General features: G+C 73.7%; 3 protein-coding genes. All 3 read right to left on the bottom strand.

Translation table 11 applies throughout. The annotated features are described in order from the left end of the window. Window positions 1-407, bottom strand: a 407-nt coding sequence (locus C7C46_RS33395; protein WP_146259333.1) for an NADH-quinone oxidoreductase subunit C, incomplete at its 3' end; no start/stop codon positions are given. Next, window positions 404-1,024: an NADH-quinone oxidoreductase subunit B gene (locus C7C46_RS33390; protein ID WP_110673625.1), complete on the bottom strand. Its 621-nt coding sequence runs from the start codon at window positions 1,022-1,024 to the stop codon at window positions 404-406. The genes C7C46_RS33395 and C7C46_RS33390, both read right to left, overlap by 4 nt. After that, window positions 1,015-1,093: NADH-quinone oxidoreductase subunit A (gene ndhC, locus C7C46_RS37055; protein WP_245985322.1), on the bottom strand; the 79-nt coding region annotated here is incomplete at its 5' end. The genes C7C46_RS33390 and ndhC, both read right to left, overlap by 10 nt.

Below are 1,093 nucleotides of genomic sequence, written 5' to 3'. Positions count from 1 at the left end.
CCGTCCGGCAGCAGCAGCGGGACCAGGTGCGGATGGCCGGTGAAGTCGATGCCGAACATCTCGGCGGTCTCCCGCTCGTGCCACCCGGCGCCCGGGTACACCCCGGCGGCGCTGGGCAGCGCGGCGCCCTCGCGCGCCACCCTGGTGCGCAGCAGCAGGTGGCGAACGGTGCGGGCGTCGCCGACGGCGGCCAGGTGGGCGCAGACCGCGAAGCCCTCGGCCAGCTCGTCGACCGCACTGAGCCAGTCGAAGAAGGCCAGGCTCAGCGTGTCCCGGGCCGCGGTGAGCGCCTCGGTCCAGTGCTCGGCGGGCACGTCCACGGTGACCAGTTGGTAGGCCTCGGCCGCGGTGGCCCAGGGGCCGATCGCGGCGGCGGCCGCCTCGGGGGTGAGCTCGGCGGCGGTCACTGGGCGCCCCCGGGGCCGGGCAGCAGCGGGCGGCGCAGCGCGGCGGCGGAGGGGCCGGCGTACCGCTCGGGCAGCGACTCGGCGGCGATCTTCTCCTGCAGCTTGAGGATGCCCTGCAGCAGCGCCTCGGGCCGCGGCGGGCAACCGGGCACGTAGACGTCGACCGGGATGATCTGGTCCACGCCCTTGGTGACCGAGTACGAGTCCCAGTACGGGCCGCCGGAGTTGGAGCAGGCGCCGAACGAGATGACGTACTTGGGCTCGGGCATCTGCTCGTAGAGCCGCCTGACCGCGGGGGCCATCTTGTCGGTCACGGTGCCCGAGACGATCATCAGGTCGGCCTGCCGGGGGCCGGGGGCGAACGGGATCACGCCCATCCGGATGAAGTCGTGCTTGGCCATCGAGGCGGCGATGAACTCGATCGCGCAGCAGGCCAGGCCGAAGTTGAAGCACCAGAGGCTGTACCGGCGCCCCCAGTTCAGCACCACCTTGACCGGGTCCGGGGCCAGCCGGGCCAGCGGGCCCAGCGGGTGCCGGGCCGGCGCGCCGGGCTTGGCCGGATCGGGCAGGCCGAGCGGGACCGGGCCGCCGCTGCCGTGCTCGTGGGTCACGTCCATTCCAGGACCCCCTTCTTCCAGGCGTAGAGCAACCCGACCGCGAGGAAGCCGAGGAAGACGAACATCTCC

Origin of the sequence: Streptomyces tateyamensis (assembly GCF_003205575.1) — a bacterium.
Lineage (GTDB): Bacteria > Actinomycetota > Actinomycetes > Streptomycetales > Streptomycetaceae > Kitasatospora > Kitasatospora tateyamensis.
The sequence above is the reverse complement of the archived record's forward strand: the minus strand, read 5'-3'. Positions and strand labels throughout refer to the sequence as shown.

Bases quoted from the DNA above. Each gene is read 5' to 3' on its own strand.
- C7C46_RS33390 (WP_110673625.1), bottom strand. From the start codon at position 1,024: ATGGACGTGACCCACGAGCACGGCAGCGGCGGCCCGGTCCCGCTCGGC.